The sequence below is a fragment of the Prevotella sp. MGM2 genome, assembly GCF_002933955.1.
Taxonomy (GTDB): Bacteria; Bacteroidota; Bacteroidia; order Bacteroidales; family Bacteroidaceae; genus Alloprevotella.
This window is the reverse complement of sequence record NZ_BEWW01000314.1, coordinates 1-22,177: the sequence shown is the minus strand read 5'-3', so window position 1 is coordinate 22,177 and position 22,177 is coordinate 1. Positions and strand designations below refer to the sequence as shown.

General features: G+C 54.5%; 17 protein-coding genes. 9 read left to right on the top strand and 8 right to left on the bottom strand.

All coding sequences use genetic code 11. The features are described 5' to 3' along the window. Positions 1-71: 71 nt before the first annotated feature. From tpx to C5S62_RS11710, 5 genes are all read right to left on the bottom strand, one after another. On the bottom strand, positions 72-572 hold the full coding sequence (tpx, locus tag C5S62_RS11735) for a thiol peroxidase (protein WP_104405567.1): 501 nt from the start codon (positions 570-572) through the stop codon (positions 72-74). Between the two features lie 141 nt (positions 573-713). After that, entirely contained in the window at positions 714-1,238 is a 525-nt protein-coding gene (locus tag C5S62_RS11730) for an NUDIX domain-containing protein (protein ID WP_104405566.1), read from the bottom strand. A 526-nt stretch (positions 1,239-1,764) separates the two neighbouring features. Further along, complete coding sequence (locus C5S62_RS11720) at positions 1,765-3,012, bottom strand: pitrilysin family protein (RefSeq protein WP_104405564.1); 1,248 nt, start codon at positions 3,010-3,012, stop codon at positions 1,765-1,767. Positions 3,013-3,085: 73 nt separating this feature from the next. After that, complete coding sequence (locus C5S62_RS11715) at positions 3,086-4,537, bottom strand: lipopolysaccharide biosynthesis protein (protein WP_104405563.1); 1,452 nt, start codon at positions 4,535-4,537, stop codon at positions 3,086-3,088. Positions 4,538-4,610: 73 nt separating this feature from the next. Next, entirely contained in the window at positions 4,611-5,843 is a 1,233-nt protein-coding gene (locus C5S62_RS11710; protein ID WP_104405562.1) for a nucleoside recognition domain-containing protein, read from the bottom strand. Positions 5,844-6,347: 504 nt separating this feature from the next. On the opposite strand from C5S62_RS11710, the gene ruvB reads away from it, so the two are divergent. The 3 genes from ruvB (at position 6,348) to tyrS (ending at position 9,317) form a co-directional block, all read left to right on the top strand. Beyond that, positions 6,348-7,388 carry a Holliday junction branch migration DNA helicase RuvB gene (ruvB, locus tag C5S62_RS11705; protein WP_104405561.1) on the top strand — a complete coding sequence of 347 codons (1,041 nt, stop codon included), beginning with the start codon at positions 6,348-6,350 and terminating at the stop codon, positions 7,386-7,388. 106 nt (positions 7,389-7,494) lie between these two features. Then, positions 7,495-7,917, top strand: a complete 423-nt coding sequence (ybeY, locus tag C5S62_RS11700) for an rRNA maturation RNase YbeY (RefSeq protein WP_104405583.1) — start codon at positions 7,495-7,497, stop codon at positions 7,915-7,917. A gap of 104 nt (positions 7,918-8,021) precedes the next feature. Next, the gene (gene tyrS / locus C5S62_RS11695; RefSeq protein WP_104405560.1) at positions 8,022-9,317 is read left to right on the top strand and encodes a tyrosine--tRNA ligase; all 1,296 of its coding nucleotides are present in this window, start codon (positions 8,022-8,024) and stop codon (positions 9,315-9,317) included. Between the two features lie 404 nt (positions 9,318-9,721). On the opposite strand, the gene C5S62_RS11690 is transcribed toward tyrS, so the two are convergent. Further along, positions 9,722-12,214 carry a glycoside hydrolase N-terminal domain-containing protein gene (locus C5S62_RS11690; RefSeq protein WP_104405559.1) on the bottom strand — a complete coding sequence of 831 codons (2,493 nt, stop codon included), beginning with the start codon at positions 12,212-12,214 and terminating at the stop codon, positions 9,722-9,724. Here C5S62_RS11690 and C5S62_RS13650 point away from each other — a divergent pair. Next, complete coding sequence (locus C5S62_RS13650; protein ID WP_172486005.1) at positions 12,213-12,365, top strand: hypothetical protein; 153 nt, start codon at positions 12,213-12,215, stop codon at positions 12,363-12,365. The genes C5S62_RS11690 and C5S62_RS13650 overlap by 2 nt on opposite strands. On the opposite strand, the gene C5S62_RS11685 is transcribed toward C5S62_RS13650, so the two are convergent. Then, on the bottom strand, positions 12,355-12,750 hold the full coding sequence (locus C5S62_RS11685; RefSeq protein ID WP_104405558.1) for an HIT family protein: 396 nt from the start codon (positions 12,748-12,750) through the stop codon (positions 12,355-12,357). The two genes, C5S62_RS13650 and C5S62_RS11685, sit on opposite strands and share 11 nt — an antisense overlap. A gap of 28 nt (positions 12,751-12,778) precedes the next feature. Continuing rightward, positions 12,779-13,249, bottom strand: coding sequence for a transcription elongation factor GreA (gene greA, locus C5S62_RS11680; protein ID WP_104405557.1), 471 nt, complete (start codon positions 13,247-13,249; stop codon positions 12,779-12,781). Positions 13,250-13,602: 353 nt separating this feature from the next. On the opposite strand from greA, the gene C5S62_RS11675 reads away from it, so the two are divergent. The 5 genes from C5S62_RS11675 (at position 13,603) to C5S62_RS11650 (ending at position 21,974) form a co-directional block, all read left to right on the top strand. After that, complete coding sequence (locus C5S62_RS11675) at positions 13,603-15,315, top strand: DUF4836 family protein (RefSeq protein ID WP_104405556.1); 1,713 nt, start codon at positions 13,603-13,605, stop codon at positions 15,313-15,315. A gap of 549 nt (positions 15,316-15,864) precedes the next feature. Then, entirely contained in the window at positions 15,865-19,368 is a 3,504-nt protein-coding gene (locus C5S62_RS11665; RefSeq protein ID WP_104405554.1) for a DUF2723 domain-containing protein, read from the top strand. A 116-nt stretch (positions 19,369-19,484) separates the two neighbouring features. After that, entirely contained in the window at positions 19,485-20,096 is a 612-nt protein-coding gene (locus tag C5S62_RS11660; protein ID WP_104405582.1) for a polysaccharide deacetylase family protein, read from the top strand. A gap of 158 nt (positions 20,097-20,254) precedes the next feature. After that, complete coding sequence (gene queG / locus C5S62_RS11655; RefSeq protein WP_104405553.1) at positions 20,255-21,193, top strand: tRNA epoxyqueuosine(34) reductase QueG; 939 nt, start codon at positions 20,255-20,257, stop codon at positions 21,191-21,193. Between the two features lie 244 nt (positions 21,194-21,437). Further along, positions 21,438-21,974 (top strand): M48 family metallopeptidase, encoded by a 537-nt coding sequence (locus C5S62_RS11650; RefSeq protein WP_104405552.1) that lies wholly within the window; start codon positions 21,438-21,440, stop codon positions 21,972-21,974. Positions 21,975-22,177 lie beyond the last annotated feature (203 nt).

Here is a 22,177-nt window from a genome sequence, read left to right as displayed (position 1 = left end):
AACGGATCGAATGGTCCGCAGGTCTGCCCGCCTGAGTATGCTGGCTTCCGATGCGTAAGATCGGTCACTTCTTATTTCAGCGCTGCCAGCGCCTTTTCGTAGTCCGGTTCGTCGGTGATTTCGGGAACCACCTCCTTGTAGACGATAGTTCCTGACTCGTCTATTACGATGACAGCGCGTGCCAAAAGCCCTTTGAGCGGACCGTCCGTGATGCCCAGGCCGTATTTTTCATCGAAGCACTTGCAGCGGAATGTGCTCACGGCCACTACGTCGTTCAGCCCTTCTGTTGAACAAAACCGGCTTTGGGCAAAGGGCAGATCCTTCGACACGCATAGCACCACGGTGTTGTGGAGCGCGGCGGCTTCCTTGTTGAAGCGCCGCACTGAAGCGGCGCAAACCGGCGTGTCGAGACTGGGAAAAATGTTGAGTACCACGCGCCGGCCCTGAAGGTCGGGCAGATGGAGTACGCTGAGGTCGGCGCGCACACCGCCGAATTTAGGGGCTTTTTCGCCCACTGCGGGCACATCGCCCGATAGTTGCACTTCCGTGCCTTTGAATTTTACTGTTGTCATGTCGTGTTACGGTTTGATTCCTGAAAGTCTCCCGCAGGAGGATCGGCCATTGTCCGCCGGCCCCCTGACGGTGGAAAACTTCGGCAAGATAGCACATTTTTCCTGAGAAACGCTGGTTTTCTCTTTTTTTATGATTCATCATTATTCCTCAACGTTTGTCAGGCGTTCCACGCCTCGGCGTATAGAGTCCAGTCCGAAAAGGGTGGGGCACACCTCCTCGCGTGGCAGCCACAGGAGCTCGGCGGCGTCATCGGCCGCGTTCACTGCATTTTCGTCGGTCAGGCGGCAGCGGAAGAACATATCGGCGGTGTGTACTTCCATACCGGAAAAAAGGTAGATGTTGGGCAGGGAGAAGAGGTAGGCGGCCTCGGCTACCTCGCCGCCTGTTTCCTCGCGCACTTCGCGCCGCAGGCCTTCCTCTACGCTCTCGCCGGGGTCTACGAAGCCGCCGGGAAGATCGAGCGTTCCCCGCGCGGGGTCGAAGGCACGGCGTGTTACGAGCAGCCGGCCGTGACTGTCGAAAATGACGGCTACAGTTGCGGTCGAGGCATTGTGGTAATACGTGAAACCGCAATCGGCGCAACACTTTGAGCGGCTGTCGTGAGAGCCGAAACGGGTGGAGCCGCAACGCGGACAATACCGGAAGAGACGGAGCGGATGGTTCATGATGGTATCTTTTGTGGTTGTAGGGCGAAGTTACACATTTCAGTATAAAAGGCCTTTCTATGTGTTATGTTTTTTTTGCTGGCCGGCGTTTAATGCCGGCCGGGCTGTTTCCGCAAGGAGACAGCCCGGCTTGTCGACATGGACATAACAATTTAAATTCTCAACTTAATCCGGATGGCTTGCCGGACGGTGCAAAGTTACGGCTGTGTTTCTGATGGCACAATACCCTGTTTGGGGTATTTTCAACCTTTCTGACTTTAACGTTTTTAACTTTCCGTTACAATTGCAAGTGGTAAAACAAAGGTTTGAAGTATGGGGAACGAAAAAGTCCGTATCGGAATTTCAATTCGAATACTTGGATTTTAAATTCGAATACGGGAAATTTCGGGAAGAAATACGATGATTTTCTCTTTAAACCCGGCTGAGAGACAGTGAAAAAGCGGGACTTCCGTGTGGAGCGTCCCGCTTGGCTGTTACAAAGATACTAAAATTTCCGGTGGAAAGCAAATAGTGTTAAAATCAGCGTTTAACGATAAATCAGGGTGCGGAGCCTGTCGGGGCAGTACACCTCAGCGGCAGTTTCCTGTAACTCGGCGGCCGTTATGCTGCGGATGCTGTCGAGCAGTTCCTGTACGTTGCGGTGAACGTTGTAGTGGGCGAAAACTTTGCCCATGGCCAGTGCATATCCTTCGCGGCTGTCGCACGAGATGCCTACCTGTCCGCAGAGTTGTTTCTTGGCCGCGGCCAGTTGGGCGGGAGAGAGGGGGGTGTCGATGAAACGCCGCAGTTCCCGCTCCACAATGCGCCGGCAGCGTGATATGTCGTGAGCATCGCAGCCAAAGTAAACATTCCAGTAACCGGTGTCGGGATAGGTTGACAGGTAGGCGTCTGCCGAGTAAACGAGTCCGGCCTTTTCGCGCAGACTCATGTTGAGACGCGAGTTGCCGCCCGGTCCTCCCAGCATGTTGTTGAGCAGCATCAGCGCGAAACGGCGGTTGTCGGCACCGCCGAAGGTCGTGCCGCCTATCAGCACGTGGGCCTGGTGCGTGTCTTTCTCTACAATGCGCAGCGGCTCCTCCTGTTCCGTGGGCTGTGCCGGCATTCCGGCAGTTTCATCGGAGAATGAACGGTGGCTTTCAGGCCATTCGTCCACGAGGGTGAATTGGCGTTCCAGTGTGTGCGTCACGGTGTTGAAGTCCACATCGCCATACACGAAGAATACGGCGTTTTCCGGGCGGTAGTGGCGTTGGGCAAAACGTACGGCGTCTGCTGTCGTGTATTGGCGGAGGCGCTCAGGGGTGCCCAGAATGTCGCGGCCCAGAGGATGCCCGGCATAGAGCATGGCTTCGAATTCATCGAATATAAGTTCTGCCGGCGAGTCGCGGTAACTGTCGATTTCATCACATATCACCTCCACCTCTTTGTCGATTTCGTGTTGAGGATAAATGCTGCCGAAAACGATGTCGGTGAGGAAGTCTGCCGCGCGCCTGAAGTCCTGTCGCAGCACGGTAGCATGATAGACCGTCTCCTGCTTGTTGGTAAAGGCGTTGAGGTCGCCTCCCACGCGCTCCAGTCCGTTGGATATATGGCAGGCCCTGCGGCGTTTGGTCCCCTTAAAGCTCATGTGCTCGATGAAATGGGCCATTCCGGCGTCGGGAGCGTCTTCATGGCGTGTGCCTGCGCAGATAACGTAGCCGCAATAGGTCACCTCCGAGGCTGAAGGCTCGTGGATGACGCGCAGACCGTTGGAAAGTCTCGTTGTATGATAGTTCACGGTGTTTTGGATAAGATGGTTGAAAGGATAGCCGCCGCAGCCGGTCCGTCATGCGTCCGTGCGGGGCTGTGCGTCATTGTTTTTTGAAATACCGGCCTATTACGGGCAATCCCGAAAGGGGAAAATCGTAATGTACGGTGTGTGCTACGAAAAGGGCTATGCAGCCGGTGTTGACGAGCAGGCGCAGCCAAAGCGCGTCAAAGTAGCGGCCTGTCAGCGTTATGACTGTGAAGAACAGGATGGTGATGGCTACATAAACCCCTATGCTCCGGAGCGGGTAGTTGATGGGATAATATTTCCGCCCTACGAAGTAACTGAGGAGCATGGCTGTGCCGTAGCCCGCCACACCCGCCCAGGCGCAGGCCATGTAGCCGTAGCGGGGAATGAAAAGCACGTTGACTGCTATCAGTACGGCGCAACCGGCGCCCGAGAACCATGCGCCCCAGATGGTCTTGTCGATAAGCTTGTACCAAAAGCTCAGGTTGAAATAGACGCCCATCATGATTTCGGCCGCCATGACAACCGGCACCACCTTCAGGCCCTCCCAGTAGTCGGGGGCGATGATGTGTTTGAGGATGTCCATATAGCCCGTCACCACCAGAAAGGCCAGCAGCGTGAATATGATGAAATATTTCATTGCTTTGGCATAGGTGGCGCGGTTGTCGCCCTCATTTTGCCCGGCAAATACAAAGGGCTCGTAAGCGTAGCGGAAAGCCTGTGTGATCATGGCCATGATCATGGCCACCTTGACGCTGGCGCCGTAGATGCCGAGCTGTGCCTTGCCGGCCTGTCCTTCTACAAGGCGGGGAAATATCATTTTGTCCGCCGTCTGGTTGAGAATGCCCGCCACGCCGAGTACGAGTATGGGCCAGGCATAGGCCAGCATCTGCCGCAGGAGCCGCCGGTCGAGCACCCATCGGAATCCTGTCAGTTCGCGCAGGAAAAACAGCGTGACAAACGATGTGCAGAAAAGATTGATGGCAAAGGCGTAGAACACGTCGGCGCAGTCGAGCAGGACAAAGTAAATGAGGTTCAGAGTGATGTTGAGGATGATGAAGAGCAGTTTGAGTGCGGCGAACTTGAGCGGCCGTTTCTGGTAGCGCAGGTAGGCGAAGGGTATGCACTGGAAGGCGTCGATGGCCACGCACACCGCCATCATTCCGATGTATTCCGGATGGTCGGCATAGTCGAGTGCGGCGGCCACGGAGGGGAGGAAAAACAGCACGACAGCCGCGAAGGCCGCCGCCACTGTTCCCACGGCGATGAGGGTGGTGGAATAGACGCGCAGGGGGGCTTCTTCGGTTTTGTTGATGAAGCGGAAGAAAGCCGTTTCCATGCCGAAGGTGAGCAGCACCAGCAGCAGGGCGGTGTAGCTGTATATCTCCGTGATGACGCCGTATCCGCCTGAGGCTACGGATATCTGGGCGGTGTAGAGCGGTACGAGCAGATAGTTCAGAAAGCGGCCCACGATGCTCGACAGGCCGTAGATGGCCGTGTCCTTGGCCAGGGATTTGAGATTTGCCATGATATATTTGAAAATGACGGTAGGGCGGCCGATTTTTCCGTAAAGGGAACCTGCCTCCGATTGTCGGGAAATGTTATCCGAAGAAGAAATAGCAGATGAATACTGCCGCTATGATGCCTGTCAGGTCGGCCAGCAGGCCGCAGGCTACGGCGTGTCTTGTTTTTCTTATGCCCACTGACCCGAAGTATACGGCCAGGATGTAGAATGTAGTGTCCGTTGAACCTTGGAATATGCAGCTGAGTCGGCCTATGAAGGAGTCGGCGCCGTAAGTCTGCATGGCGTCTACCATCATGCCGCGCGCACCGCTGCCGCTCAGGGGGCGCATCAGTGCCGTGGGCAGTGCGCCCACCCATTCTGTGGCCGCGCCTGTGGCCCGGAGGGTTGCACCGATGGCGCCGATGAGCCAGTCCATCGCTCCTGAGGCCCGGAACACGCCGATGGCCACCAGAACGGCTACGAGATAAGGGATGATGCGTACGGCTGTGGCGAACCCTTCTTTGGCGCCTTCGATAAAAGTCTCGTAGACGTTGATTCTTTTGCGTACCCCTGCCAGCAGGAATGTCATGATAATGGTGAAGAGCAGCACGTTGGCAGAGGTAGTGGCTACGATGTTCATTGTGGCGCCGTCAAGGCGTGAGAATCCCCACATCACGCCGGCTACGGTGAGCGACAGGCCGCCCAGTGTGAGCAGAATGGTGCGGTTGAGCAGGTTGATGCGTTGGTAGAGGCTCGTCACTACGATGCCGGCCAGCGTAGAGAAAAACGTGGCCAGAAGCAACGGTATGAAAATGTCGGTGGGCTGCGCCGCTCCCATCTGGGCGCGGTAGACGAGAATGCCCACGGGAACAATGGTCAGTCCCGAGGTGTTCAGTACGAGGAACATAATCATCGGGTCCGATGCCGTGTCCTTTTGCGGGTTCAGTTCCTGTAGGCCTTCCATGGCCTTGAGGCCCAGCGGCGTGGCGGCGTTGTCAAGGCCCAGCATGTTGGCCGATAGGTTCATGAAGATGTTGCCTACCACGGGGTGTCCCTTGGGTATGGCGGGGAAGAGCCTGGCAAAGACCGGTCCGAGCAGGCGCGCCAGAGCATTGATGATGCCGCCGCGTTCGCCTATCTTCATCACGCCGAGCCAGAGCGAGAGCACACCGGTCAGGCCGAGGGAGATTTCAAACGCTGTGCGGGCAGTGTCGAACGTGGAGTTGATGATAGCCGGAAAGACATCGACGTCGCCCATAAACACCAGTCTGACAAATGCTATGACAAAGGCTGCGATGAAGAATACAATCCAGATGTAGTTAAGCACCATAAGCTGATTTCATTTTTTTGCGTCTGCAAAGTTAACCATAAAAAGGCGGGTGCGTTCACCGGCAGTGTGTATTTATGGTCCGCCGGTCGGGAAAATGGTCTCTTCTATCACATTTTTTAGCAAAAGAGTCCGACTCCGCCTATTGATTTAACAATTAGTCGCGGCTGCCCTTTTCGTTTTAACTTTTCTTGCTTTCGGCAAGAAAATGTCGTATCTTTGTAGGAGAAATGTGCTGGGAGGTTTTTGAGACCTCTTTTTTCTTGTTTTTCAGTCATTTCCCGATAAAAAAAGTCCGTATTGCAATTTTAATTCCAAGTATTCGAATTAAAAAACGCCGTATTCCCGTATTTTTTTCATCGTTTCCACATCCGGAAATCTTTATTTCTTTGCCTTGAAACGTTAAAAATGTTAATGTCGGGAAACGGCCTCTCACCGGTATCCTGCTTAAAATAGCGCGTGCAAAGCGGTGGCGTGTGGCAAATTATCAGTAACTTTGCGCCATATATGACAGACGATACTTTCGACATACGTGCCGAGCAGCAGTCGCCGGCTCCGCCTGAACGCGACTTTGAAAACGCCTTGCGTCCGCTGGCCTTTGAGGATTTCAGCGGGCAGCAGAAGGTGGTGGAGAATCTCTGTGTCTTCGTGGAAGCGGCCAAGTTCCGCGGCGAGCCGCTCGACCATACGCTTCTGCACGGCCCTCCCGGACTGGGCAAGACAACACTCTCAAACATCATTGCCAACGAGTTGGGGGTGGGCTTTAAAATTACCTCCGGACCTGTGCTTGACAAACCCGGCGATTTGGCCGGTCTGCTCACGAGCCTTGAGCCGAACGACGTTCTCTTTATCGACGAAATCCACCGCCTTTCACCCGTGGTGGAAGAGTATCTTTACTCCGCCATGGAGGACTACCGCATAGACATAATGATAGACCGCGGGCCGGCGGCACGTTCCATACAGATAGACCTCAATCCCTTCACACTCGTGGGGGCCACCACACGCAGCGGCCTTCTCACCGCTCCACTGCGTGCCCGTTTCGGCATCAATCTCCATCTCGAATATTACGATGCCCTCACGCTGCAGCGCATCATCTGCCGGTCGGCCGACATCCTTCGTGTGCCTGTCACCGCCGAGGCTGCGGCCGAAATAGCGGGCCGTTCGCGCGGTACGCCACGTATTGCCAACGCCCTGTTGCGCCGCGTGCGCGACTTCGCTCAGGTAAAGGGAAACGGGAGTATCGACACGCCCATCGCCCGTTATGCCCTCGAAGCGCTCAACATTGACCGCTACGGGCTTGACGAGATAGACAACAAGATTCTCCTGACCATCATCGACAAGTTCAAGGGAGGTCCCGTAGGCATTACAACCATAGCCACAGCCATCGGAGAGGATGCCGGAACGCTGGAGGAAGTGTACGAGCCGTTTCTCATCAAGGAAGGCTTCATACGTCGCACACCCCGCGGGCGCGAGGTGACGGAGCAGGCTTACAGGCATTTGGGACGCGACTTTTATGCCGGCAATCCGGCTCAGCCTTCGTTGTTCTGACAGTTCGCGCGCAGGCTCTCCGGATGGCGCGCCGGCTGTGTGGCAGGTTGCGGCAGGTCTTTCGGCTTATTCCCCACTTTTCATTCATTCCAAACACATTCATCCGATGATTTCCTACAACACCATCAACGTCCGCATGCCCGCCATCAGCCGCCGGCAAGTGTCGGCATGGGTAAGGGCCGTGGCCAGACGGTATGCCCGCCGTGTGGGCGAAGTGGCCTATGTATTCTGCGACGACGAGAAAATACTCGAAGTGAACCGCCAGTACTTGCAGCATGACTATTACACCGATATCATCACCTTCGACTACTGTGAGGGCGAAGTCATTGCCGGCGATCTCATTATCAGTCTCGACACGGTGCGATCCAACGCCGAACAGTTGGGAAAGGACTACGATGAGGAGCTACACCGCGTTATCATACACGGAGTGCTCCACCTCTGCGGTATCGACGACAAAGGACCCGGAGAGCGCGAAATCATGGAGGCGGCGGAGGACGAGGCTCTGGCCATGCTCCGGCAGACGGACTGACTGCTGCACGCCGTGAGAACGGCAGGCGCTTTGCTTCCGTTACCTGACGGAGGCTGCATTTATCATCAAAAACAATAGAAACGATAAAATAACAGAAGAACATCATGAATTTTGTAGAAGAATTGCGGTGGCGCGGCATGCTCCACCAAATGATGCCCGGCACGGAAGAACTTCTTGAAAGGGAAACGGTGACGGCTTACGTAGGCATTGACCCTACGGCAGACTCCCTGCACATCGGCCACCTCTGCGGCGTGATGATGCTCCGCCACTTTCAGCGCGCGGGACACAAGCCGCTGGCCCTCGTGGGCGGCGCGACGGGAATGATTGGCGATCCCTCGGGAAAGAGTGCCGAGCGCAATCTGCTGACGGAGGACGTGCTGCGCCACAACGTGAGCTGCATCAAGGCGCAACTGGCCCGCTTCCTCGACTTTGAGAGCGGGGCGCCCAATGCCGCCGAGCTGGTGAACAACTACGACTGGATGAAGGATTATTCCTTCCTCGACTTCGCACGCGAAATAGGCAAGCATATCACCGTCAACTACATGATGGCCAAGGACAGCGTGAAGCGCCGACTCAACGGTGAGGCCAGCGACGGCCTTTCCTTCACGGAATTCACCTACCAGCTCCTGCAGGGATACGACTTCCTGCATCTCTATCAGGAAAAGGGCTGCAAACTCCAGATGGGCGGCAGCGACCAATGGGGCAACATTACTACCGGAACTGAGCTTATACGCCGCAAACTGGGCAGTGAGGCCGAGGCCTTCGCACTGACTTGTCCGCTCATTACGAAGGCCGACGGCAAGAAGTTCGGCAAGACGGAGCAGGGCAACGTATGGCTCGACCGCCGCTACACTACGCCTTATAAATTCTATCAGTTCTGGCTCAATGTGGGCGATGAGGAGGCTGAACGCTATATCAAGATATTCACCTCCCTTACCAAGGACGAAATAGACGGTCTGGTGGCCGCTCACCGCGAAGACCCGGGCCGTCGCCTGTTGCAGAAGCGCTTGGGCGAGGAAGTGACCTGCATGGTTCACAGCCGCGAGGATTATGAAATGGCCGTAGAGGCTTCGGATATCCTCTTTGGCAAAGCCACGAAGGAAAGTCTTCTGAAACTTGATGAGGAGACCCTTTTGAGCGTGTTTGACGGTGTGCCGCAATTCACCGTAGAGAAGGCTATGGCTGTAGGTGCCAAAGCCGTAGACCTCCTGGCCGGGACAACGCAGTGTTTTGCTTCGAAAGGCGAGATGCGTAAAATGGCGCAAGGCGGCGGTGTGAGTCTTAACAAGGAGAAGTTACAGGCTTTCGACCAGATTATCGGTGAGGAGGACTTCGTAGGCGGCAAGTTCCTCATTGTGCAGCGCGGCAAGAAGAATTACTTCCTCATCACTGTGAAGTGAACATGGTTTTCACGGAAATACGATTTTAACATTTCTTGCTTTCCGGCGGAAAATGTTGTATATTTGTAATAGCGGAGCGGGGCTTTCCATGGGGAAGTCCCGCTTTTTCAGTGCTTTTCTGACAAAATTAAAGAGAAAAAAGCAGTATTCTCTTCTGAAAATCCCCGTATTACAATTTTAATTCCAAGTATTCGCGTTAAAATTCCGATACGTTCTTTTTCTCTTTTCCTGTACACAACCTATGTTTTAACATACCGGAATGTTTCGGAAAGTTAAATGTGTTAAAGTCGCAAACGGTGTAGACGGCGTGAATGAGTGTATATTGGACGCACAAAAATCCCGAAAAGCCATCGTTGCTTTTCGGGATTTTTGTGGCGTTGCCGGTATGTGTGCCGGCTTGGTGCTTATTTCAGACTGAGATGTCCGTTGGTGAGCACCAAGGTATAGTTTTTGCCGCGCTTGGTAGGGAATGTAAGCGTGTCGTTGCCGTAGCGTACGGTACAGGCCTCGCCGGAGCCTGAGGTAACCACGGCTTCTTTCAGGCGACCGTTCTGCCAGGAGATGCTTACGCCGAAGTTGCCGCGGGCACGGAGGCCGCTGATGCTTCCGGCGGCCCAGGCATCGGGAAGTGAGGGCAACAGATGCAGGCAGCCGGCGTGGCTCTGGAGGAGCATCTCCGTGACGCCTGCCGTACCGCCGAAGTTGCCGTCTATCTGGAAGGGCGGATGAACGTCCCACAGGTTATCGGCCGTACCGTTCTTGAGAAGGTTGCCGTAGAGCTTGTAGGAGCGGTTGCCGTCGTGCAGGCGGGCCCATTGGTTGAGTTTCCAGCCCATGCTCCAGCCTGTGGCTCCGTCGCCGCGGTGGTTGAGCACTACGCGTGAGGCTTCGGCCAGTTCAGGCGTAGTGAGCGGCGAGATGGTATGGCCGGGATGAAGGCCGTAGAGGTGGTTGACGTGGCGGTGCTGGTCTTTGGGATCATCGATGTCGGTGCTCCATTCCAGCAGCTGGCCGTAACGCCCCACCTTGTAAGGAACGATATTGTCCAGCACATGCTGCCATTGCCGCACTTCGGCCTGGTCCACTTTCAGCGTCTTGGCCGCGTTGACGGCGCATAGGAGTATTTCGCGCGCCACGGCATGGGTGAACGTTGTCCCTTGGTCTATCGGGCCGTGTTCGGGCGAGGTGGACGGTGCGGCGGTATAGCTGCCGTCAGGGCGGTGCCAGAGGAAATCCTCGGTAAATTCGGCGCAGCCCTTGATGAGCGGGTAGGCCGTCTGTCGCAGAAAGTCGGTGTCGCGCGTGTAGTCATAATAGTCCCACAGATGTGTGGCCAGCCACGAGGCCGCCATGGGATTGTAGTTCCACGACATGTCGGCTCCTTCAAGAGGTGCGGTGAAACCGAAGATGTTGGCCGAAATGCCGGCCGCCCAGCCGCGGGCTCCCCAATAGGCCTTGGCAGTGGCCCGGCCCGGCTTTTCGAGCAGGCGGATGAAGTCGGTGAGCGGTTCGGCACACTCAGTGAGGTTGGTCGGCAAGGCCGGCCAGTAATTCATTTGCAGGTTGATGTTGTTGTGGTAGTCCACGCGCCACGGCCCGTCAACGTTGTTGTGCCAGATGCCTTGCAGGTTGGCCGGCAGGTTGCCTGGGCGAGACGATGCAATGAGCAGATACCGCCCGAACTGATAATAGAGCGTCTCAAGCATCGGATCGGCGTTTCCCTCGCGGTAGGCCTTCAGACGTTTGTCGGTGGGCAGTGCCGGTGCGTTGCCTTCGAGATTGAACTTCACACGGTTGTAGAGTGCGGCGTAGTCCTTGTAATGTTTCTTGAAGAGTTTGTCGAATTTCTTCCTGGAGGCGGCTTTCATCCACACCTCTGTTGTGGCCGACGGGTCTACGCCTACGTAAGCTTTCGGATCGTTGAAGTCAGGGTCGAAGTTCGGGCGGTAATCTGTGTCGGCCGTGAGGAGGAATGTCACCTCGTCGGCGCCTTTCACGGTGAGTGCCCCGCCGGTGTTGCTTACCGTTCCGCCTTTCGCAACGGCTTGCAGCCGAACCACGTACTTCATGCCGTTGTTGTCGAGTATGCCGGAAAAGCAAAGGCCGTTGTTGCCCTCGGCTACGAAGTTGCCCTCCGACACGGGATTGGGTTCGTAAACGAGACGCAGGTTCTGCAGTCCTTCCCCGTCAGCCTTGAAGCGCACGGCCATTACGTTGTCGGGGTACGAGATGAAGGCTTGTCGTTCGTAGGTATGGCCGTCTGTGCTGAACGTTACGGAAACATAGGCTGAATCCACCGACAGGGCGCGGCGATAGTCCGTTACGCCCGTTTCGTTGAGGCCGGTTTCGATGCAGAGCTCGCCCAGCGTGGTGAATGAGCCGAAGCGGAATTCTTCCTCACCGGTGGCTTCATAAGGCACGGTGCTGTTGAAGTTCTGCCACGTGAGACGGGAAGCTTTGTCGTTGTCGCCATCGGCGAAAGCCTGACGGATTTCAGGAATGAGGTGCGCCGACTGTTTGTTCATGTTCCAGTAATTGGCCGCACCCGCCGGTGTGCCTTTCTGTCCGGCTTTGCCGGTTCCTGGGCCGCCGCGCCAGAGGGTTTTCTCGTTGAGCGTGATGCGCTCGGTAGCGATGGAGCCTAAAATGTTGGCGCCGATGCTGCCGTTGCCCAAGGGAAGGGAACGCTCCTCCCATTCCCTGTCGGGATTGTAGTTGCGGTCGCCCGCGTTAATGGGCTTGATGCCGTTGGTGAACTTCTCGGGATGGCCGCCGTACCAGATGGAGCGGCCGTTGAGACTGGTGGGCGTGTCAAACCATACGACGTTGTTTTGCGCCGATGCCGTGACTGCAGCCAGCAGACCGGATGTTGCGAGGGAAATAATACGTGTTTTCATGCGTATGACAGATGAGAGAATGATATGGACGGATGGAAAAGGAATAGAGTGGGAGAGAGGAGGAAAAAGAAACGCGGTGAACGGTTCTTCCTTTATTGCAATATCAATGAAGAACGCCGTTCGCCGCGTTGACAGGCTTTTTATCGGTTGAAGGCCTCCAGGATTTTCGCTGCCGTAAGGGCCATTTCTTCGGCCGGTAGCTTCAGTTTTTCCTTGTGGAAGTCCATGTCGCCTTCCGATTGTAGGGGAATGAGGTGTATGTGGGCGTGTGCCACTTCAAGGCCGAGAACGGCCATTCCCACCTTCCGGCAGGGAAATGCCGCCTTGATGGCGCCGGCCACACGCTTGGCGAAAACAGTCATGCGTGCCAGTTCTTCGTCCGTGAGGTCGAATAGATAATCTTCTTCGCGTTTGGGAACAACGAGCGTGTGTCCTTGTGCTACGGGGCTGATGTCGAGGAAGGCGTAGAACTCTTCGTTTTCAGCGCACTTGTAAGAGGGGATTTCTCCCGCGATTATTTTTGAGAAAATGGTCATACCGGCAGACTTTTTTGCGTTAGTTCCGTTAGTTTCCTACCGAAATGTTGAGAATCTCGAGCTGGATGGTGCCTTGCGGAATCTTTACTTCCACGACGTCGCCTACTTTCTTTCCCAACAGTCCTTGTGCGATAGGGGTGGTTGAGGATATTTTGCCTTCGCGCAGGTTGGCTTCGCTTTCGCTCACGATGGTGTATTTCATCACCATGCCGTTCTTGACGTTTTTCATCTCTACTGTGGAGAGAATCTGAACGATGTCGCTGCGCAGTTTGCTGGCGTCAATGATTTTTGCCTCGGCAATGGCGGCTTTCAGGTTGTTTATTTTCATTTCGAGCATGCCTTGCGCTTCTTTGGCGGCGTCGTATTCGCTGTTTTCCGAGAGATCGCCTTTGTCGCGGGCTTCGGCGATTGCTGCGGAAGCGGCGGGGCGGTCAACTGTTTCCATGTGTCGGAGTTGGGCCACCATTTTGTCGTAGCCCTCTTGTGTCATGTAAGCCATAATGATTCTATTGTATTGTTTTCTTTTTTACTGGGAACGTTGATAAAAACGGAAAGAACTCCGGCCCCTCTGCGAGCGGAATCCTTTCTGCTTGTATTTGCTGTCCTCTATATGTGTTTCTTGCGGCAAAGATACGCCTTATTTTCCATCGCGCCAAATTTTAGTCTGAAAATCGTCCGTATGACTGTCGTGCCTGTAGGGCGGTAAGGCTGGATGAGATAAAAATATGTTTTTCTGTTGGTAAAGGGCTGTTTAATTTCCGGTTTTTTGTTTAGAAATGGCTATATTTGCAAAAATACATAAATATTTCGTGGGTTAGTCGTGTTAATTATTCACCAAAATCTATATTTCTTATGAACATTGTGAAAGATTCCTTTAGTAATGTGCGCGGCTTGTTTACGGGCCTGATGCTGTTGCTGGTGACGGTTGCCGTATCATCCTGTTCGGGCGACCATGCCAGAATTTTGCCCGAAGATTGTGCGGGTGTAGTGAAGATAGACGTGAAGAGCATCTTCGACAAGTCGGGGCTGAAGGGCAGTTCCGACGTCAAGGACTGGAAGGAAAAGATACTTGAGGCCGCCGACAAGGATTTTTCCTCTTCGACCTGCAAGCGGATCGAGGAGATTTTGGACGATCCTTCGGAGCTGGGCGTGGATTTGCGCAAGCCTGTCTACATTTATGCCCCTTCCAAATCTTTTCCTTATGCCGGCTTCGTGGCCAAGGTTCTCGATGACGATGACCTCTACCGTTTTCTAGAGATGATGGCCGATGAGGAGGATAATTTGGGTAAGTTCAAGGAATATGACAACTACCGCACGTTTGTCAGTCCTGACGGCAAGGAGGCTTTGGCCTTCAACGGCGATGTGCTCATACTGGCTGTGGACGTTGAAGGAGGCGGCCGTGTGACGCGCGACCTTGGCAAACGCTTCGATGAAATGGACAAAACGTCAATTCTCGACAATCCCGAGTTTGCCGAAATGGACGGTCGGGATGATGATGTGGCGATGTGCCTGATGATGGATAACCTGATGAAAGTGATGCCTGCCAGTGTGGCCGAGAACGTGAGGAAGGGCACCCAAGGTTTTGATGTGGAAGGCTATTCCGTTCTGGCAGGTCTTTCCTTCGGCAGTGAAAGTGTGGACGCCTACATGGAAACCCTGGCTATGAGCGACAAGGCTAAAAAACAAATGAAGGAAAGTGCCGACATACAGAAGGAAGTGACCGGAAAATACCTGGAGAAGGTTTCGAAGGAAGCTTTCGCCGCAGGTGGTTTCGGTTTTGACGGTCCGGCCTTCTGGAAGATGATATGCAAGAACGAGGCAGTGAGGAAACTCCTCGACGAAGAACCCGAAAAGGCCCGGATGATTGAAGACGTGGTGAATGCCGTCAGCGGTGAGGGCTTCTTTGCCTTGACAGCGCCCCGCGGGGACGATAAATATCCGTTGTTAAGTGGTTTTGTTGATATTAAGAACCGTTCGGCCGTTGATGCCCTCATGGCTGAGATAACGGGCCTCAAGGCAGACGGTAATTCTGCCGCTGCAGGGTTGGCTTCGAGCGATTCTGTGGCGGTGGCTGAGGCCTCTGAGGTTTATGATTATGATGACGCCTATGACTATTGGGAACGTGCGCCTGTTGTGCCGGAATTTTCAAGAGATCCTGTCACGGGATACTTCCGTTACTGTCTTGACCGCTATGCCGACAATCCGAAATTCGTTTCCTTCGGCACCACTGAGAAGATGTTCTTCTTCTCCAACGAAGAAGGCTTCAAGCCCGAAGGCAAGGTTTCGGCCTCGCTGGCCAAGGCCGATTACGCCGGTCGCATAAAGGGCAAGACTTCCTTTATGGTGGTGGACTTCCGCACGCTGTTCGAGAATGCCGAGATGCGTGAGGAAATAAGCCGTACTCCCTTTAAGAATTATTCCGACAATCTTTCCACGTTTGAGATGTACAGCGAGAAACCGGCCAAGGTCACGGCCTCTCTCCGCTTCAGAGATATGGGCAAGAATGAAACGCCGCTTTCGCTCATTGTCAGTTTTATAGCCGATTGCGTGAACCGGTATGCGTAAGGCTGTGCCTCCGCGGATTTTCTCCTCTTTTCGTTAAGGGGTATGTCGTGCGGCGCGCCTTGCATGAGAAGACGCGCCGCATCGTCTTTTGTACGCGCCGCATGAGGCCCGATGCGCCTTTTAACACAATTTGCTTTCCGCCGGAAAGTTTAGTATCTTTGCAACAGCCAGGCGGCCGGTTCTAGCGGAATCGGCCGCTTTTTGCGTGTTTTCCGAGGTTTTCCGAGGTGAAAAACATCTTGTTTTTGTCCCGAAAAGCATTACTTGGAATTTAAATTTCCCGTATTCGCGTTAAAATTCCGATACGTTCTTTTTCTTTTTTTCGCTTGCAACCTATATTTTAACATGCTGAAATGTTGCTGAAAGTTAAATATGTTAAAGTGAAAAGGGTGATAACCTCTAATGAATGTTATGACAGCGGTATTTTAGAACGGCAAAACGGTGTGAAAGAAAAAAAAGCACTATTTTTGCAAATTGTATTAATTTTTGCGTATTCAAAGCGCCTTGTAAGGAAAATAGTAACAACTCCATAAGTATCTGCACTTTTCAATGAAACAGTACAAGATTGTAAACAACCTTTTCGGTTGGCTGGCTTTTGCCATCGCCGCTTTCACCTATTGCATGACGGTGGAGCCTACAGCGAGTTTCTGGGATTGTCCCGAGTTCATCATCACAGCCTACAAGCTGGAAGTGGGCCACCCGCCCGGCGCCCCCTTCTTCATGCTCACGGCCAACTTCTTCACCCAGTTCACCTCCGACCCCTCTAAGGTGGCCCTGTGTGTCAACACCATGTCGGCCCTGCTCTCGGCCACGTGTATCCTGTTCCTCTTCTGGACGATTACGCACCTCACGCGCAAACTCATCTGCAAGGACGGCGTTGTTACCTCCCTGCGCCAGACGCTGCTCATCATGGCTGCCGGCCTTACAGGCGCGCTGGCCTACACTTGGAGCGACACCTTCTGGTTCTCGGCCGTGGAGGGCGAAGTCTACGCCTATTCGTCCATGCTGACAGCTCTCGTCTTCTGGCTCATCCTGAAGTGGGAGGACAATGCCGACGAACCGCATTCCGACCGCTGGCTGGTGCTCATCTTCTATCTCACAGGCCTTTCCATCGGCGTGCACCTGCTCAACCTCCTGTGCCTGCCCGCCATCGTGCTGGTCTATTATTTTAAGAAAACTCCAGAGGCCAACGCCAAAGGCGCGCTCGGCGCGCTGGCCATCTCCCTGGTGCTCGTAGGCGCTGTGCTCTACGGCGTTGTGCCCGGCATCGTTAAAGTGGGCGGCTGGTTCGAGCTCTTCTTCGTCAATACGCTCGGCCTCGGCTTCAACTCCGGTCTCATAGCCTACATGCTTGTGCTCATCGGAGTGGTGCTGGCCGCAATATGGAGCACCACGCGCAAAGACCGTCTTCTCATAACCGTGCTCTACACCCTATCGGTAGTTCTGCTCGGCATTCCCTTCTTTGCCGGACATGGCACGTTCGCCTTCCTGCTGGGCCTTGTGCTCACAGCCGTTCTGGTGTTTCTCCTGCGCTTCAGGCGCAACAATGAATATGTGCTGCGCAAGCGGTTCCTCAACACCTCGCTGCTCTGCATGCTCATGCTCATGATCGGCTATTCCTCCTACGCTGTCATTGTGGTGCGCTCCACGCAGAACACCCCCATGGACCAGGATTCTCCGGAAGACATTTTCACCCTCGGCAGCTATCTGGGCCGCGAGCAATACGGCACGAAACCTCTCTTCTACGGTCCGGCCTATTCCTCCAAGCCCTGTTTCATGACCAAAATGGTGGCCGATCCCGCCACCGGACAGATGGTACCCGCCACTTACGCCGACGCGCAGGGCAACCTCTATTACGACCGCGAGGTCATGTTTGAAGAAGGCACACGCGTACAGCGCCACGAGAAGAAACACGACAGCGACCCCGACCGCTACGACCAGATGCAGACGCAGGAGGGCGTAATCTATCCGGGCGCCATGAAGATGTTCTTCCCCCGCATCTTCTCCTGGCAGCATGAGAAGAACTACAAGACGTGGCTCGGCGACATCACTACCTATCCCGTTGAAGCTACATGGAACACCCCCACGGGCGAAGAGTACGCATCGGGTGAGATGCCGTCGCAGGCCGACAACATCCGCTTCTTCCTCTCCTATCAGGTGAACTTCATGTACTGGCGCTACTTTATGTGGAACTTTGCCGGCCGGCAAAACGACGTGCAAAGCGTGGGCGACCCGAACCACGGCAACTGGATTACGGGCATACCGTTCATCGACAACTACCTCTACGGCGACCAGAGCCTCCTGCCCGATGATCTGAAAAACAATAAGGGCCGCAACGTGTTCTACTGCCTGCCGCTCCTCCTCGGCCTTCTCGGCCTCTTCTGGCAAGCCTTCAAGGGACGCGAGGGCGTAAAGCAGTTCTGGGTGGTTTTCTTCCTCTTCTTCATGACCGGACTGGCCATTATCCTCTATCTCAACCAGACGCCTTCCGAACCGCGTGAGCGCGACTACGCCTACGCCGGCTCGTTCTACGCCTTCGCCATCTGGATAGGCCTCGGTGTCGTAGCCCTTTACGAAGGCCTGCGCAAGTTCGTCAGACACGAATACGCCGCCGTAGGCGTGGCCTCCGTGCTCGGCCTCATCGTTCCGCTGCAGATGGTCAGCCAGACGTGGGACGACCACGACCGCTCCGACCGCTATGCCTGCCGCGACTTCGGGCTCAATTATCTCAACACCCTCCCCGAAGCCGGTATGCCCATCATCTTCACCAACGGCGACAACGACACCTTCCCCCTGTGGTATGCCCAGGAAACAGAAGGACAGCGTACCGACGCTCGCGTCTGCAACCTTTCATATTTGCAGACCGACTGGTACACCGACCAGATGCGCCGCCAGGCTTACAAGTCGGCGCCGCTCCCCATAGCCTGGAGCCGCTACGAATACGTCGACAACCGCGGCGAGGGCTTCGATGCCTATGACGTGAAGCCCGAAATGCGCAAGGAGCTCGATGAAATCAAACGGAAAACGGGTGTGAATACCTATGACCTCAAGTATATCATCGACCACTATGTGCGCGGACGTGTGGCCAATGACCAGCCCGGCGTCGTTCCTACAGACTCTGTGGTGGTACCTGTCAACAAAGCCGCTGTCATCAACTCAGGCATGACGCTCCCCTACGGAAAGGATTCCATACCCGATTACATTACCATTTCCTTAAAGGGAAAGAGCCGCATCTCAAAGAGCCGCATGATGGTGTACGAGATGCTGGCCCGCAACGACTGGCAGCGTCCCATGTACATGTCGCTCACGCTGGGCGGACCCGGCAGCGAGAATTATGCCGGTCTTGATGAATATCTCGTGCTTGAGGGACTGGCTTATCGCATTACGCCGTTCCGCCATCCCCGCAACAGCGACGGTTCGTTCGCCCTGACGGTGGATTCGGACAAGATGTATCACAATCTTATGCACCGCTATAAGTATGGTAACGTGAATAAGCCCGGCATTTATCTCGATGAGACGGTCCGCAGGATGTGCAGCACTCACCGCAGCATGTTCACTATCCTGGCCCGTCAGCTCCTCAAGGAGGATAAGAAAGACAAGGCTCTGGAGGTGCTCCGCAAGTGCAAGGAAATGCTTCCTCCCGAGAATATTCCCTACGATGAGAACGACATCGAACTGGCCGATTTCTGGCTCCGCGCCGGCGATAGCAAGGAAGCCGTCCGCATAGCCCGGACCATAGGCAACCGCGGCGCCGCCACGCTCAGATGGATAAGCACTGTGAGCGACCGGCGCATGGACATGATGCACGGTACCATTGCCGCCGCTTTTGATGCGCTTACGCAGGCCTACCGGATATTGGGCGCGGCAGACCAAAAGGCAGCGAAACAATTCGAAACCACTCTGTTGGGATTGCAGAACACCCGCGCTTATCAGCTCGTAGAGTCATGGTATGCGCAACCGTCGGAGCCTGCACCGGCCGTACCTTTCAATATGGGAGGTCTGGGCAGTGATGGTCTTGGCGGAACAGGTGCCGGTTTTAGCGGCATGAATTAAAGAAAAGGCAGGCTCTGCCGCTGTTTCATGTAACGGTAATTCAATATTGCCGTTACATGAAACCGTTTTTATACAGCGGCGGAATATCTTTTGCCGGACGCTCAAAACATTTTGTCATGTTGATAGAACAACCCGCCAAATTTCTCCGTTGGCTCTATCCGCACGCCTTGTGGCGGATGGATAAGGAGGAACATGCCGTGTACCTGACGTTTGACGACGGTCCTATTCCTGAAGTCACGCCATGGGTGCTCGATGTGCTCGACCACTATGAGGTGAAAGCCACCTTTTTCATGGTCGGTGACAACATACGCAAGCATCCTGCGGAATTCGAAATGGTAAAAGCACGCGGCCACCGGCTTGGCAATCATACTTTCAACCATATCGGCGGACTGAGGCATGGGATTTCAAGTTACGTGCGTAACGTAGACCGGGCTAACGAATATCTGCACACCGACCTTTTCAGGCCGCCTCACGGCTGGATGAAATGGGGGCAATACATCTTTGTGAAACAGAGATACCGCGTGGTGATGTGGGACCTTGTGACGCGTGATTATTCCACCCGTCTTAACGGCCGCGACGTATTGCTGAATGTACGCCGTTACGCCCGCCCGGGCAGTATCATTACTTTTCACGACTCGCTTAAGAGCCACGACAAACTCCTCTATGCCCTGCCCCGTGCCATAGAATGGCTGCAATCGCAGGGATACGCCTTCAGAGTGTTCGACTGAGTTTCTTTGAAAACAGCCTGAATCCTTTAGAGTGTCCGGCAGATATCATAAAAAACCGTCGGCAGTTCAAAGTTCTTTCATCTTATGATTTTATAAGGGAAAGGATGAGAGGGAAAATCCGGAGGTTTTGAATGGCACCGCATATATAAACAGATAAGATGACACCGTTATTTCTTTCATCGGAACAGATAAAAGCCGAGGCCCGTCGCCTCGGCTTTTCTGCTTGTGGACTGGCACCGGCCGAACCGCTGCCTGCGGATTATGCCGATGTGTTGCGCCGCTGGCTGGATGAAGGTTGTCATGCCGGAATGGCCTATATGGAGAATCATCTGACCTTGCGTCTTGACCCGCGCAGACTGGTGGAAGGCGCGCGGACCGTAGTGTCGGTGGCGCTCAATTATTTCACCGGACAGGAACTTTCGCCTCGCGGTTATGCCTTTGCACGTTATGCTCATGGCCGCGACTATCATGAGGTGATGCGCCGGAAGCTGCGTGAGCTTCTTTTCGCCATTGGGTTGGAAGAGCACCGCCACGGAAGAGTATTCTGCGACACTGCGCCCGTTGCCGAGCGTTACTGGGCAGTGCGTTGTGGCTTGGGGTGGACAGGGCACAACGGACAATTGATAATTCCCGGTGCCGGCAGCTATTTCTTTTTGGGAGAGTTGATATTGACTCAGCCTGCCGACTGTTACGATTTACCGCAGAGAGCACGTTGCGGCATTTGCCGCCGTTGCGTGGAGGCCTGTCCGGCACAGGCTCTCTCAGGCGGCGGAAAAGTGGATGCCCGCCGTTGCCTGTCATGTCTTACCATCGAACACCGCGGTGCACTGCCGGCCGGCACCGGTGCGCTGATGGGCCGTTGTGTTTATGGCTGCGACCGTTGTGCCGAGGTATGTCCCTGGAACCGCTTTGCCTCTCCCACATCCGTAACCGATTTTTTTTCCTCTGATGCCCTCAGACAGATGACTGCCGAAGACTGGCAGGTTTTGGATGTAGAGCAATATCGGAGGTTATTCAAGGGCAGTGCCGTCAAACGGGTGAAATTCGAGGGCCTCGTGCGCAACATCTCAGCTCTTTCAGGTAAAAAAAACGGCTGAATATTTTGCACTTAAAGAAAAACTTTGTAATTTTGCACCGTTATCTAACGATGACACATCGAGTTTGTTCCATGGTGTAATGGTTAGCACTAGAGTTTTTGGTTCTCTCAGTCCCCGTTCGAGTCGGAGTGGAACAACTTTCCCCGTCAAGAGTCTTGCATCGCCTGATCGGTGTGAGACTCTTTCTTTATGTTGTCATTTCTTTCTTTGTCGGAAATAATTTCTTTCCGCCCGTTTTCAGATTATGGCTGCCTTACGTCAATTCCGTATCGACTACGACTTTCGCATTGACACGGACCTCCTGCATTTACGTTTTGAGGAGGCTGATGTCGCCACCGCGACTCTCCATCGCGAGGGGACGTCCGTTACGGTGCGTCTGCCGCGTGGCTTTGATTTTCATTGTCCCGGACGGCAGGAATGGGGTAACAGCGTTCTGACGGAAGTGTTGCGCCTTGTAGCGGCCGAAGTTCTGCCGCGCCGTTTGGCGAACTTTGCCCGTCAGTATGGTATTGACTACCGTCGTGTGACTATCCGCAATGTGCGTACCCGATGGGGCAGTTGCTCGTCATTGGGCAACATCAATCTGTCCTTGTGGCTCATGCTGGCTCCTGCCCGTTTGGTGGATTATGTTATCAAGCACGAGCTGGCCCACCGCCGCGAGATGAACCACAGCGTCCGTTTTTGGAGTGTGGTGGACACCATGACCGGCGGTTCCGGCACAGCCCGACGTCTGGAAAGGGAAATGAGGCTGTTCTCACGCAACTTGTGGGAGCATCCTTGAAAGGGCGGAGAGTGTGTGCCGGCGGACAATAAATGCTCTCCGGCTGTTTTAACACAATTTGCTTTTCGCTGTAAAAAGCAGTATCTTTGTCATAGCGGAGCGGGACTTCCTCATAGAAGGTCCCGCTTTTTCGGTGTTTTTCAGAGATATTCCGGGTCAAGCCGAAATTCCGGTGCATTTGTTAAAATTCGAGAGCTGAAATG

Bases quoted from the DNA above. Each gene is read 5' to 3' on its own strand.
- C5S62_RS13650 (WP_172486005.1), top strand. From the start codon at position 12,213: ATGCGTATGACAGATGAGAGAATGATATGGACGGATGGAAAAGGAATA.
- tpx (WP_104405567.1), bottom strand. From the start codon at position 572: ATGACAACAGTAAAATTCAAAGGCACGGAAGTGCAACTATCGGGCGAT.
- C5S62_RS11675 (WP_104405556.1), top strand. From the start codon at position 13,603: ATGAACATTGTGAAAGATTCCTTTAGTAATGTGCGCGGCTTGTTTACG.
- ybeY (WP_104405583.1), top strand. From the start codon at position 7,495: ATGATTTCCTACAACACCATCAACGTCCGCATGCCCGCCATCAGCCGC.
- C5S62_RS11660 (WP_104405582.1), top strand. From the start codon at position 19,485: ATGTTGATAGAACAACCCGCCAAATTTCTCCGTTGGCTCTATCCGCAC.
- C5S62_RS11650 (WP_104405552.1), top strand. From the start codon at position 21,438: ATGGCTGCCTTACGTCAATTCCGTATCGACTACGACTTTCGCATTGAC.
- C5S62_RS11715 (WP_104405563.1), bottom strand. From the start codon at position 4,537: ATGGCAAATCTCAAATCCCTGGCCAAGGACACGGCCATCTACGGCCTG.
- C5S62_RS11710 (WP_104405562.1), bottom strand. From the start codon at position 5,843: ATGGTGCTTAACTACATCTGGATTGTATTCTTCATCGCAGCCTTTGTC.
- ruvB (WP_104405561.1), top strand. From the start codon at position 6,348: ATGACAGACGATACTTTCGACATACGTGCCGAGCAGCAGTCGCCGGCT.
- C5S62_RS11730 (WP_104405566.1), bottom strand. From the start codon at position 1,238: ATGAACCATCCGCTCCGTCTCTTCCGGTATTGTCCGCGTTGCGGCTCC.
- tyrS (WP_104405560.1), top strand. From the start codon at position 8,022: ATGAATTTTGTAGAAGAATTGCGGTGGCGCGGCATGCTCCACCAAATG.
- C5S62_RS11690 (WP_104405559.1), bottom strand. From the start codon at position 12,214: ATGAAAACACGTATTATTTCCCTCGCAACATCCGGTCTGCTGGCTGCA.
- C5S62_RS11665 (WP_104405554.1), top strand. From the start codon at position 15,865: ATGAAACAGTACAAGATTGTAAACAACCTTTTCGGTTGGCTGGCTTTT.
- greA (WP_104405557.1), bottom strand. From the start codon at position 13,249: ATGGCTTACATGACACAAGAGGGCTACGACAAAATGGTGGCCCAACTC.
- queG (WP_104405553.1), top strand. From the start codon at position 20,255: ATGACACCGTTATTTCTTTCATCGGAACAGATAAAAGCCGAGGCCCGT.
- C5S62_RS11685 (WP_104405558.1), bottom strand. From the start codon at position 12,750: ATGACCATTTTCTCAAAAATAATCGCGGGAGAAATCCCCTCTTACAAG.